This window comes from Nocardiopsis alkaliphila YIM 80379 (assembly GCF_000341005.1).
GTDB lineage: Bacteria > Actinomycetota > Actinomycetes > Streptosporangiales > Streptosporangiaceae > Nocardiopsis > Nocardiopsis alkaliphila.
The window spans coordinates 1-12,455 of sequence record NZ_ANBD01000014.1; the positions used below are offsets into that span (position 1 = coordinate 1).

Genomic DNA, 12,455 nt, shown 5'->3' on the forward strand with positions numbered 1-12,455 from the left:
GCCCACCTGTTGCGCTTCGCCCTACACCAAGGCCACACCCCCCACCACCCGCCCACCGCCCCCATCGCCCGCACCTGGGCCCAAGCCCTGCACACCCTGGTACACACCCGAACCCCGCCCACCACAGCCCCCGAACTGGAACACACCCCCACCACCGACCCCCACAGCGCCTCCTGGCAGGCCTTGACCCATACCCCATACCCCATACCCACCCCACGAGCCCGCCCACGGCTCCTTCGCCTGCACCCACCTGACCAGAGCCATCCACGCCGCCCACCGCGCCGGTGGTCACCAAGCCGCCTTGTACACCGGCGCCCTGACCGGAGCCCGCTGGGGCGCCTCCGCCCTGCCCCTACAAGCCCTACGTCGCCTCAGCGAACACACCGACCCCCACACCCTCACCCGCACCGCCCTGGACCTGATCACCCCCACACCCGACCCCCACGCCTGGCCCCACACACCCCTGCGCAGCGAGGACGGACTCAACCCACCCACCTTCGCGGTCGCCCACCCCTTGGACCCGCACGTACTCCTGGGCAACCTGGCCTACCTGCGCAGCCGCCCCGACCACGTGGACGCGGTCGTCTCCCTGTGCCGCACCCACCCCCACGACGCCCCCCACCTGGCCGGCCCCGACTGGATCCGGGTATGGCTGCACGACACCCCCGACGCCAACACCAACGTGCACTTCACCCTGGACCAGGCCGCCGACGCCGTGGCCACCCTGCGCGCCGAGGGCAAACGCGTCCTGGTGCACTGCTGGGCCGGAGCCTCCCGAACCCCCGCGGTGGCCACCCGCTACGCCATCACCGCCTTGGACGCCCCACCCCTACAGACCATGGCCACCATGATCCGCACCGTGGGCGGACACCTGGACAACCCCTCCCTGTCCCGGGCGGTGGCCGACCTCAGCGGCCTGGACCTCCCCGACCCCGCCCAGACCCTGTTCGACGGACGCCTCCCACCCAGGCGTCCTGACCTGCACCAACACCGCACCCGAAGGTGATAGGTTCCACAAACCACCCCTTTCCGGTACCGTTACCCTCGCGTTACCCATAGACTGCGCGCTCAGACCCCGTGCAACGCCAAGACCCGGCCGCCGGCTCCACACCGGGCCCCGCACCACCAGGGCGCACACACCCCAGGGCCCAACAGCCACACGCCAGGAGACGGCGACCCCACCTGTTCCCGTACGAAGGACCGCGTCGTGGGCAAACACGAGCCCCAAAACCCACCGGTGGACGCCCACCTCCACCAGGCCACGGCCGACTACGCCGCCGCCTACACCGCACCGGACCACACTCCACCGGGTCCACGCCGAGCCGCCGCACGCGCACGCAAAAAACGCACCCTGCTCCTGGCCTCGGCCACCGGACTGACCCTGGTGGTGGCAGGCGGTACCGCAACGGCCATCATCACCTCCGGCGTCGACCCCCAAGAGGCCACCGCCACCGCCGTCATCCCCGACGCCCACCCCGACCCCCTGGTGGCCCCCGAACAGGCCGGCGAAATCGACCCGCGACTACGCGAACAGGCCCAGCAGGCCCAAAACCAGGCCACCCAATCCCAATCGGCCACCGCCAAAGCCATCCAGCAAGAGCCCGAACCCGAGCCGGAAGAGGAACCCGCCACCACCGACTCCTCCACCGACTCCGACCAAAGCACCGGCCAAAGCGGCACCTGCCAAGCCTCCTTCTACGGCGACGGCTTCCACGGCGCCACCACCGCCAACGGGGAAACCTTCGACACCTACGGCATGACGGCCGCGCACAAAACGCTGCCCTTCAACACCATGGTCAAGGTCACCAACCCCAACAACGGCAAATCCGTGACCGTACGCATCAACGACCGCGGCCCCTACATCGACGGACGCTGCCTGGACCTGTCCACGGCCGCCTTCGACCAGATCATCGGCACCGGCGCCGGTGTGGGCACCGTCGACTGGGAGGTCGTGGGCTGACCCCCACCCCCGAGCGACCACCACCAGGGGCGCCTTGAGCCGACCGGCTCAAGGCGCCCCTGGTGGTGACCACCCCACCCCGGACATAACACCAAAGCCCCACCCGAGCACACCGGCCCCACATGACACAATCCCCACCAGCGCCACCGCCGACACAGCAGGGGAGAACCGGGCCTTGTTCCGCACCACCACCGGATGGGTCATCTCACCCACCGACCTGGTCGACACCCTCGAATGCGACCACCGCACCGCCCTCAAAACCGCCCTGGCCGCCCACCTGCCCGGCGCACCCCACCCCGAACCCGTCGACGACCTCACCGCCCAACACGGCCACACCCACGAACACACCGAACTCGACCGCCTACGCCGAACCTTCGGTCACATCACCACCATCGACGCCCCCACCCCCCACGACCACTCCCTGGCCCAAGCCGCCCACCACACCGCCCAAGCCATGCACGCCGGCGTCCCCGTCATCCACCAGGCCTCCTTCCACCACCGGCTGACCCCCACCGTCGCCTTCCACGGCCGCGCCGACTTCCTCATCCGCTCCGACCTGGACCCCACCACCGGCCACCCCCGCCCCCACCACACCGCACACCACACCTACGAACCCTGGGACACCAAACTCGCCCGCCGCCCCGGCCCCGCAGCCGTGGTCCAACTCGCCGCCTACGCCCAAGCCGTCACCCACCTGCACGGGCACACCCCCCAACACATGCACCTGCTCACCGGAGACAAACACACCCACACCCTGCCCACCAACGAATTCACCCCCATCCTGACCACCCTCACCACCCGCCTGCTCGACCACCTGGCACAAGACCCCACCCTGCCCACCCCCACCTGGGGCCAACCCCGCCCCACCTGCGAAAGCTGCGGCTACCACACCTGGTGCACCCAAGGACGCACCACCGCCCGCCACCTGTCCCTGGTCGCGGGCCTGCGCACCGACCAAGCCACCAAACTCACCGACGCCGGCATCACCACCATCGACGCCCTGGCCCGAACCAACGAACAAGACCGCCCCCACACCCTGCCCCGCCGCTCCTTCGACCAACTGCGCGCCCAAGCCGCCCTACAGGTCCAACAAGACAACACCCGCACCCCCACCGACCCCCAGGGCACCGTCACCGCCCAGGTCTACTCACCCCAAGGCCTGGCCACCCTGCCCGCCCCCAGCACCGGCGACCTGTTCTTCGACATGGAGGGCTACCCCTACCACCCCTCCCCGGACGGACGCGGCCTGGAATACCTCTTCGGCGCCACCACCGAAGAACCCGACGGCACCGAAACCTTCCACGCCTTTTGGGCCCACGACCGCACCCAGGAAAAACAAGCCCTAGAAGACTTCGTCGACTTCGCCCTGGCCCGCATCGACGCCGACCAAGGCGCCCACATCTACCACTACGCCTCCTACGAACTCGACCGACTCAAACACCTCAGCTCCGTCTACGGCACCCGCGAAGAAGAAGTCGACCGGCTTTTGCGCGAACACCGCCTGATCGACCTGTACACCGTGGTCCGCAAAAGCCTGCGCGTGTCCCAACGCTCCTACTCCATCAAATACCTCGAACCCCTCTACCTGGACACCACCCGCTCGGGCCAGGTCACAACAGCGACCTCCAGCATCGACGCCTACGCCGCCTACCGGGCCGCCCTGGACGCCGACGACCCCGACCAGGCCCAACGGATCCTGGACGACATCGGCGCCTACAACCGCGACGACTGCCGCTCCACCGCACGCCTACGCGACTGGCTCCAAGAACACCGCGCCGAACAAGGCATCACCACCCGCCCCCTACTGCAAACCGAACTCACCGAACAACAAGCCCAACACGCCCACAAGCGCGCCGAAAAAGCCGCCCGCCACACCGCCCTGACCGACCCCCTCTTGGACGGGGTGCCCACCGACCCCGACCAACGCACCAAGGACGACCACCCACGCGCCGCCCTGGCCGCCCTGATCGGCTACTACCGGCGCGAGAACTCCCCACCCTGGCGCGAACACTTCCAACGCCAAAACGCACCCCTGGAGGAGTTGGAGACCGACACCAACTGCGCCGTACCCTGGCAGACCCGCGTGGGCCCATGGCAAGAACCCACCGGCCGGCGCACGATGGCCCGCCGCGAAGTGTCCATGCGCCTGGACCACGCCCACCCCAACCCCTTCACCACCGGCCAGAGCGTCCACCTGCTCCACCCCGGCGCCCCCGGACGGGCCGCCACCACCCACCCCGCCACAGTGCTGGCCGCCGAACCCGACACCCTCACCCTCATGGAGAGCGCACCACCCGACAACATCGTCTCCACCCCACCCGTGGCCGTCCTGCCCGGCTCCCCGGTCGACCCCAAACCCAAGGACGGAGCCCTGGAAAGCGTCGCCCGCACCGCCACCCGAGAACTACCCGACTGGCCCGCCCACCCAGGACTGGACCTCCTGCGACGCCTACCCCCACGCCTGAACCCCCCAGGCCCCCTCCCACAACCCCACAACGGCGACCTCATCAGCGCGGCCATCACCGCCGTGGACCGCCTGGACCACTCCTACCTGGCCGTCCAAGGCCCACCCGGGGCCGGAAAAACCTACCTGGCCGCCCAACTCATCACCCACCTGATCAAACAAGGACGCAGCGTGGGCGTATGCTCCACCGGCCACAAGGCCGTGGAGAACGTCATGGCCGCCGCCCTACGCACCGCCGACCACCAAGGCCTGACCCTGGCCGCGGCCAAACGACCCCGCAGCGGCAAAAAAGACCCCGACGCCCCCTGGTACCAGCCCTCCAGCCAACAAGTCCTGGCCAACTGGCGCACCAAACACGCCACCAAGGGCGAACCCGTCCTGATCGGCGGCACCGCCTGGGGCATGTCCGGCGCCGACACCATCGCCGACCCCCTGGACGTACTCATCATCGACGAGGCCGGCCAGTTCGCCCTGGCCGACACCCTGGCCGTATCCGCCTCCGCCCACAACCTCGTCCTGCTCGGCGACCCCCGACAACTACCCCAGGTCGTCCAAGGCGTGCACACCGACGGCGCCGACGCCTCGGCCCTGCAACACCTCATGGCGGACCAACCCATCCTCGACCCCGCCCTGGGCTACTTCCTGGACCAGACCCGGCGCATGCACCCGAACGTGTGCGCCCCCATCTCCACCCTGTCCTACCAAGGCCGCCTACAGGCCCACCCCACCACCACCGCCCGCACCCTGAGCACTCTGCCCCCCGGCGTGTACAACCACCCCATCCACCACACCGGCCGCACCACCCACAGCCCCGAAGAGATCGACGCGGTACTGCGCATAGCCCTACGCCTGACCCGAGAACACATCACCACCGACCCCGAACACGGCCCACGCCCCCTGACCGGCACCGACATCCTGGTGGTGGCCCCCTACAACCTGCAGGTACGGGCCCTACGCCGCGCCCTGACCCACAAGGCCCAAGACCACCCCGCCCTGCACGGCGTGCGCGTGGGCACCGTCGACAAGTTCCAAGGCCAAGAAGCCGCCGCCGTCATCTGCTCCATGACCACCTCCAACGCCGACCAGACCAGCCGCGGCCCCGCCTTCGTACTGGACCGCAACCGACTCAACGTCGCCCTCTCCCGCGCCCAACTGCTGGCCCTGGTCGTGTACTCACCCGACCTGCTCACCACCACCCCGCGCACCATCGACGAACTACGCCTTTTGGCCTCCTTCACCGGCCTGCTCCACACCGCCCGCCCCTGGAAGGACCACTGAAGGACACACCCGCCCCCGGTTTCGGACACCTGCCATGTGGAGTACGTTTTACGTGGCACACCACCCCCGCCCCGCACACACCCAAAGGGCGGAGCCCGGTGTGCCCGGGCACACCACCCCACCCGGTGAGCCCCACCCGCCCCGGCCCGTCATTCGTCGAAAGGCCCCACGGCCCCCGTGTCTGAACGTCCCTCCACGCCCGGCGGTGGCAACAACACCCGCCACCCCACCGGGATCCGCATCGTCATCGGCGTCCTGGCCTTGCTGGCCCTGATCCTGGGCCCCTGTGGATACCTGATGGGCCTCAACGCCGACTCCCACGCCGGCTCGGCCGCCGAATGGTTCACCCTGGCCTTCGGCGCCGCCGTGGGTCTACCCTTCCTGGCCGCCGCCGTGGCCACCGTGGCCGGCGACCGCCGCGCCGCACTGTGGTCCCTGACCCTGCTGGCCTGGCCCCTGGTGTTCGTGGTGCTCATCCACCTGCTGCGCATAGCCGGGTAGGCTCCGCCCCGTGTCACCCAAAAAACGCAAACGCCACAAGCCCAACACCCACACACCACCCCAAGGAACCGAACCAGGGCGCGTCCCACCGGGCACCACACCCCGAAAACGCCCCCTGCAACGCACCCCCGTGGTCGTGCCCTCCCCACCCGACCGCCGCATCACCGCACTATGGGTCATCCTGTGGCTCCTGTGGGCCCTGGGAACCCCCCTGGCCCTGGCCGCCCTCCTCTTCGCCGGCCTGGACACCGGCATCGACCCCGCCGACCCACGCCTGAACGACCCCGAAACCGCCCCCGCACTCCTGCACGAACACCAACAACAAACCCTGCGCACCATCGGCAACGCCCTGCTCTGGCTCCTGGCCATGGCCTGGGCCGTACCCGGCATCGGCACCATCGCCGCCCTACTCCTGCGCCGCAAGATGGCCGCCATCGCCTTCGCCACCGCCCTGACCCTGTCCGTCATCTCGATCCTCCTCCTGGCCCCACCCGGCGAACTCCTGAACGCCCTGACCACCCACCTGTTCGGCTGACCCCGGCACGCCACCACCACACCCACCCCGAACCGGGGCCACAATGGACCCCGTGCACACCACCGACCCCACCACCACACCCGACCCACTACCCGCCACCGTCAACCACCGCCTACGCCACCTGGACCACAACGTCCTGGTCGACACCCAAGCACTCCAACGCGTACGCCAACGCTTCGACACCGAACAGGCCCACCTGCTCGGTCGCTTCTTGGCCAACGCCCAATCCCCGGCCACCCTGCGCGCCTACCGCGCCGACTGGACCGCCTTTTGCACCTGGTGCCTGACCCAGAACCGCACCTCCTTGCCCGCCGACCCCGTCGACGTGGCCGTCTACCTGGCCGCCTGCGCCCAACTACGCACCCCCGACGACACCGGCTGGGCACTGGCACCCACCACCCTGGAACGCCGAGCCGCCGCCATCGCCGCCGTCCACGGCGCCCACGGCCTGGACTCACCCACCCGCGCCGAAGTCGTACGCATGACCCTGCGCGGTATCCGCCGTACCCGCAAGGCACGCCCCCGCCGCAAAGCCCCCGTCCTGCTGAGCACCCTGGAAACCCTGCTGGCCGCACGCCCCCACAACGCCCACCCTGGGGGAGTGGCCCGCAGACGCGACGCCCTCCTCCTGCTCACCGGCTTCGCCGGCGCCCTACGCCGCTCCGAACTGGCCGCCCTGACCTTCGACGACCTCACCCTGACCCAAGACGCCCTCAGCAACACCCCCACCCTGGTCGTGGCCCTGCACACCACCAAGACCGACCAAGAAGGCCGCAAACACCAACAGGTCGCCCTACCCCGCGGACGCCACCGCACCACCTGCTGCATCTGCGCCCTGGCCGACTGGTCCCACCTGCTCCAGATGCACCACACCCACGGCCCCCACGCCCTGCGCCGACACCTGACCCCACCACCCCCCGAACCCGCACCCACCACCCACACCTGCACCGACCTGCACACCCTGCCCCTGGCCGACGGCTCGGCCCACCCCCTCTTTCCCACCGTGGACCGCCACGGCCGCATCGGAGAACACGCCATGTCCCCACGCGCCATCGGCGACCTGGTCAAACGCTACGCAGAACGCGCCGGCCTGGACCCACGCGACTTCGGCGGCCACTCCCTCCGCGCCGGATTCGCCACCCAAGCCGCCCTGGGCGGAGCCAGCGACCGCGAAATCATGCGCCAAGGACGCTGGACCAACCCCGGCACCGTCCACGACTACATCCGCACCGCCAACCCACTGGAGGACAACGCCGTCACCCGCCTGGGCCTATGAGACCCACACCCCATCTCAAAACATCAACAAACCCACAAGCAACACCGATACAACCCATTAACGTGCGATCCTGCCCTGATGAGACATTAGGTTGGTTACGTGAGAAAGGGGACGGGCCCATGGTCGACGAGTTTCGCGCCGCCTTCCAAGAACTGATCGACGCCTCCGTCGCCACAGACCCACACCAGTTCCCCCCGGCCGTCCACAAGGTCTACCTCCTGGCCCCCCACATCCCCACCGCCGAACGCGAACTGGCCCTGGAAGCCCTCACCCCCCTCCTGGCCGGCGACCACGCCGCCCCCGGCGTCATCGCCGACCTGGCCGTCGTCGCCGGAGCCCTGGTCGAAATGGGCACCGACCCCGGCCCCGCCGGCCCCGAAATCCTCCACCTGCTCCGCACCATGGGCAACGGCGCCATCGCCTTCCTCCGAGCCTGGGAACACACCGGCCCCCAACCCCCACCCGACCCCGACACCGTCACCGCCGACGCCGAAGCCCGCGTAGCCACCCGACTGGGCCACGACGCCCCCGCCGCCACCATGTGCTGGTGGACCATCCGCCGCCACGGCCTGGCCACCAAAAGCATGCTCAGCCAACCCGAGGTCCGCTCCCACATCCGCCGCGACCCCTCCCTACACGCCCAACTCGTGGCCATCACCAACCAACTCAGCCACCACCTCACCGAATTCGACGAAGTCCGCACCCTGCTGCGCATGGCCGAAGCCACCTCGGCCCTGGTCATGGACCGCACCTCAAAACGCGCCTTCAGAGTCCTCTTCGACGGCATCGGCGACAACTTCCAACTCCACACCCTGCTCGCCGACGCCCTCATCGGCCCCCACGGCCAAGGCCTACCCGGACCAGCCCCCGACCCACGCTGGGTGGCCGCCTACCGCACCGAACCCGCCGACCCCCAGGCCCCCACCGTCCGCGGCTGGTGGAACCTGGTCGCCCACGACGGCTCCTGGATATGGAACGAAGGCCTACCCGCCGAGATCCCCACCATCGACGGCGAACACGTACTCATCCTGGACCAACAGCCCTACCCACGCTCCTGGAGAGCCCACCGACGCCACCCCCAGGTGCACGGCTGGCTCGAGGTGGAATCCGAACTGGACACCGAAGAAGCCCTCCTGTGGTGGAAACGTGTGGCCCCGGCCCAAACCCTGGCCTCCACCGACGACCCCGCAGAACCACCCCTGCCCGAGCCGGTCCTACTGCACACCGACGAGACCGAACAGGCCCCACCCGCAGGCGACTCCGCCCCCGACCAGCCCTCACCCGAGCCCGCACCACCCCACAAGACCCACCAGAGCGACCCCCGGCCCACACCCCACGACCCGGCCGACCTCGACGCCGCACCCCAACACCCCGACCGGCACACACCCCAGGAACGGCCCTCACCCGGCCCCGCCCTACCACCCCTGCCCCCCGGAGTCTCCCAATCCAAGGGATGGGGCCCCACCTGGCGCTGAACACACCTGTGGCCTCCCACCCCGCCCGGAGTGGGAGGCCACACGTGCGCACGGACCCGAAAAGGACCCTCAGTCCTCCAAACGATGCCGAGGCTCATGCCGAACCGGCACCGGCTCCGAACCAGCACCCGCACCACGCCGAGCGTGCACCTCCCGCTCATCCTCCTCATAAAGACCGTCCAAGTAGGCATCCTCCTCGCTGAACCCCTCATCATCGCGGCGCACCCAACGCCCACCCACGAACATCGGGGCCGCCAACACCAGCACCACAGGCACGAACACCCCCAACGGCAACAACGTCAGAGCACCCTCACTACCGGGCACCACGGGAAAACGCTCCAACACATACCCACGCCACACCGACAGCGCACTGGCCGCACCCAGGACCAAGGCCGCACCCAAGGGCAACATGGGAGTCAAACGTGGGGGAACCGCCACCAAGGCCACCAACAGCCCCACACCCACCAACCCGGCCAGAGCCACCGGACCGGTACCCGACAACGCATCGGCCCCCACCACGTACAGCCCTCGCAGATGCGCAAAGGCCCAACCGGTCACCAACAGCAGGACCGGGCCCAAGATCAGGCCCGACAGGAAGCCGACGAAGTGTCGCACGGGGGTGCTCCTCTCAGGGGTTGCGCAGAACCTTAGCGACAAAACATGACTTCAGCACTACCGGCCCCACAATAGAAAAACCCCCACAACCCCCACACACCACGGTGGCGCCCCGCCCCACCTGGAACGAAACGCCACCACACCCACCCCACAAAGAGCACACCACCTCACCCCGCACCGGGGGAGTGGCCACCACCCTCCTCGCCCACCACGACCGCCGAACCCGGCCCCGCGATGGCATCCAACTCCTCAGGAGTGGCCCGACCCCCGACCCCCAACACCAACCGACTGGGCTCAGAGCCCACACGACGACGCACCTCATAGATCAACAACGCCACCACGACCGCACCCACCGACGACCACAACGCCTGACGGTGCTCGGGCAACATCGCCATCGCCACGAAAATCGCCACCAACCCGAGCAACGTCACCCACGTCAAATACGGAAAAGCCCACATACGCAACGTCAAACGCTCCGGAGCACGCCGACGCACCCGCGCACCCACCACCAACTGCGAAGCACAGATGACCAGGAACAACACCAGCAAAATCGCACCGATGGAAGCCACCAGGAACCCGAACACCCGCCCCGGAAACAGGTAATCGGCCACCACCGCCGCATAACCCACCACGGTGCCCAAAAGAATCGCCCACACCGGCACCCCACGCCGATTGGTGCCCTTGAGCACCCGCGGAGCATCACCCTGCCGCGTGAGCATGAACAACATCCGCGAAGAGGTGTACATCGCCGCGTTGAGCACACTCAACACCGCGACCAACACCACGATCTCCATGATCAACGCCGCACCCGGCACCCCCACGGTCTCCATGACCACCACGAACGGACTGCGATCCAACCGCGCAGAATCCCACGGCACCACCATGACCACCACCAGGATGGAAGCCACATAGAACAGACCGATCCGCCAGAGCACGTTGGTGATGGCCGAAGCCACCCCACGCTCGGGCTCGGCACTCTCCCCGGCGGCGATCGTGATGATCTCCACCCCACCGAACGCGAAAAGCACCACCACCGTGGCCCCCAACACGGCCACCCACCCCTGGGGAGCGAACCCACCCAACTCCCACAAGTTGCCCACACTCGACCCCCCGGACCCACTCCACAGCCCGAGCGCATACAGACCACCCACCACCAAGAACGCCACGATGGTGGCCACCTTGACCAACGAGAAAAACGACTCGGTCTCGGCGAAGACCCTCACCGAGATCAGATTCGCCACCGTCATCGACAACAAAACGACCAACGCCAACGCCCACCCGGGCACCTCGACCCACTGGCCCACGATGGTCGCCCCGGCCACGGACTCGGCCGCCACCAACACCGCGTACATCCACCAGTAGACCCAACCGATGGTGAACCCACCCCGAGGACCGAAGGCCAACCGCGCATAGTCGGAAAAAGAGCCACCGGCCGGCACCGACACGACCATCTCGCCCAAAGCACGCAAGGTCAAAAAGACCAACGCCCCCGCCAACGCATACGACACCACCGCCGCGGGCCCCGCCGTCTGGATCACCGCACCCGAGCCGATGAAGAGCCCCGCTCCCACCGAACCACCGATCGCGATCAACGTCATGTGCCGGCGACGCAACACATGCGTCAGCCCCGACCCGTCCTCACCTTGTGCCGCCACCTCAGGCGCCCTCTCACTACGTGCCACGGCCCCACCAAGAGGACCAAGGGATGACCACATCTTTCACGGGTCAGAAAACCCCGAACCCGAACCACCACCCCCAACACCACACCAGCGACGAACCATCCCCCCGGTGACCCACACCACCCCGAACCCACGACACACCACACCAAGGACTCAACACAACGTCAACAGACTGCTACTTTCAGCACTCACACGGCCCGAACCCACCCCGGGAGCCCACCATGACCACACCAGCACCCATCGACCTGGACCTCATCACCCACCTCTACCGCACCCACCGCGACGACCTGGCCCGCGTACGCGACCAACAACGCCACCACCACAACGACTCCGACCCCACCATGACCCCCCAACTCGACGACATCGAAGCCGAGATCACCTACCTCCTCCTACGCCACCACCAACCCCACAACGTCGTCGAGATCGGCACCTACTACGGCTGGTCCACCACCTGGATCCTCTCCGCCCTACGCGACAACGGCACCGGCCACCTCCACTCCTTCGACATCGTCGACCACGCACCCCGCCACGTCCCCGACCACCTCAGCCACGACCGCTGGACCTTCACCAAAGGCGACGTACGCGCCAAAATCGCCCACATGCCGGCCCACACCGACTACCTCTTCCTCGACGCCGCCCACAACGGCTGGTTCGCCCGCTGGTACATCCACC

General features: G+C 68.5%; 10 protein-coding genes. 8 read left to right on the plus strand and 2 right to left on the minus strand.

Annotation, left to right across the window (positions count from 1 at the left end; all coding sequences use genetic code 11):
* Positions 1 to 301 precede the first annotated feature (301 nt).
* The 7 genes from D472_RS26540 to D472_RS0101885 all read left to right on the plus strand — a co-directional run bounded on the left by D472_RS26540 (position 302) and on the right by D472_RS0101885 (position 9,489).
* Complete coding sequence (locus D472_RS26540; protein ID WP_017602803.1) at positions 302 to 1,006, plus strand: protein-tyrosine phosphatase family protein; 705 nt, start codon at positions 302 to 304, stop codon at positions 1,004 to 1,006.
* A gap of 201 nt (positions 1,007 to 1,207) precedes the next feature.
* Positions 1,208 to 1,960 carry a septal ring lytic transglycosylase RlpA family protein gene (locus tag D472_RS0101860; RefSeq protein WP_017602804.1) on the plus strand — a complete coding sequence of 251 codons (753 nt, stop codon included), beginning with the start codon at positions 1,208 to 1,210 and terminating at the stop codon, positions 1,958 to 1,960.
* Positions 1,961 to 2,135: 175 nt separating this feature from the next.
* Positions 2,136 to 5,702 carry a TM0106 family RecB-like putative nuclease gene (locus tag D472_RS0101865; protein WP_017602805.1) on the plus strand — a complete coding sequence of 1,189 codons (3,567 nt, stop codon included), beginning with the start codon at positions 2,136 to 2,138 and terminating at the stop codon, positions 5,700 to 5,702.
* A gap of 177 nt (positions 5,703 to 5,879) precedes the next feature.
* On the plus strand, positions 5,880 to 6,203 hold the full coding sequence (locus D472_RS0101870) for a hypothetical protein (RefSeq protein WP_017602806.1): 324 nt from the start codon (positions 5,880 to 5,882) through the stop codon (positions 6,201 to 6,203).
* A gap of 10 nt (positions 6,204 to 6,213) precedes the next feature.
* A complete protein-coding gene (locus D472_RS0101875) occupies positions 6,214 to 6,738 on the plus strand; it encodes a hypothetical protein (RefSeq protein ID WP_026117285.1) in 525 nt (174 codons plus the stop codon).
* A gap of 43 nt (positions 6,739 to 6,781) precedes the next feature.
* On the plus strand, positions 6,782 to 8,014 hold the full coding sequence (locus tag D472_RS0101880) for a site-specific integrase (protein WP_017602808.1): 1,233 nt from the start codon (positions 6,782 to 6,784) through the stop codon (positions 8,012 to 8,014).
* A 119-nt stretch (positions 8,015 to 8,133) separates the two neighbouring features.
* The gene (locus D472_RS0101885) at positions 8,134 to 9,489 is read left to right on the plus strand and encodes a hypothetical protein (protein WP_017602809.1); all 1,356 of its coding nucleotides are present in this window, start codon (positions 8,134 to 8,136) and stop codon (positions 9,487 to 9,489) included.
* 69 nt (positions 9,490 to 9,558) lie between these two features.
* Here D472_RS0101885 and D472_RS0101890 read toward each other — a convergent pair whose 3' ends face one another.
* Both D472_RS0101890 and D472_RS0101895 read right to left on the minus strand, forming a co-directional pair.
* Positions 9,559 to 10,104, minus strand: coding sequence for a hypothetical protein (locus D472_RS0101890; protein ID WP_017602810.1), 546 nt, complete (start codon positions 10,102 to 10,104; stop codon positions 9,559 to 9,561).
* Between the two features lie 167 nt (positions 10,105 to 10,271).
* Positions 10,272 to 11,702 (minus strand): amino acid permease, encoded by a 1,431-nt coding sequence (locus tag D472_RS0101895; RefSeq protein ID WP_017602811.1) that lies wholly within the window; start codon positions 11,700 to 11,702, stop codon positions 10,272 to 10,274.
* Between the two features lie 302 nt (positions 11,703 to 12,004).
* Here D472_RS0101895 and D472_RS0101900 point away from each other — a divergent pair.
* The coding region (locus tag D472_RS0101900) for an O-methyltransferase (protein WP_017602812.1) at positions 12,005 to 12,455 on the plus strand (451 nt) is incomplete at its 3' end.

Excerpts from the sequence above, each read along its gene's own strand:
- D472_RS0101885 (WP_017602809.1), top strand. The coding sequence starts at position 8,134 with ATGGTCGACGAGTTTCGCGCCGCCTTCCAAGAACTGATCGACGCCTCC.
- D472_RS0101895 (WP_017602811.1), bottom strand. The coding sequence starts at position 11,702 with ATGACGTTGATCGCGATCGGTGGTTCGGTGGGAGCGGGGCTCTTCATC.
- D472_RS0101880 (WP_017602808.1), top strand. The coding sequence starts at position 6,782 with ATGGACCCCGTGCACACCACCGACCCCACCACCACACCCGACCCACTA.